General features: G+C 67.9%; 1 protein-coding gene. It reads left to right on the top strand.

Features of this window, described 5'->3' with window-relative positions:
• Nucleotides 1-78: 78 nt before the first annotated feature.
• Nucleotides 79-280 (top strand): hypothetical protein (locus tag RMT89_RS42505; protein ID WP_315889111.1); only part of this gene is annotated, 202 nt, incomplete at its 3' end.

Genomic DNA, 280 nt, shown 5'->3' on the forward strand with positions numbered 1-280 from the left:
CGCGGTGGACGCATGGACGGATCGCCTCGTAGATAACCGCGCCGACATCCTCGACCTGCTCACCGAGGTGGCGGGTTGATGACTCAACCTGTCAGGATCACCGCCCACCTCGACAGCCTGTCCGTCGGACTCACGGAGACCCCGATGATGCTCGACGGGCCACTGTCGTGGGTGTGGTGGCAGTTGCAAGGATCGGGGAGGATTGCGCCCGGTCAGGCACCCGGCGATGCGGCGCTACCACTGGCGCGCTGGGTGGAGGCCGGGACCTGGGGGTGGTGCG

The sequence above is a fragment of the Streptomyces sp. P17 genome (assembly GCF_032436805.1).
Lineage (GTDB): Bacteria > Actinomycetota > Actinomycetes > Streptomycetales > Streptomycetaceae > Streptomyces.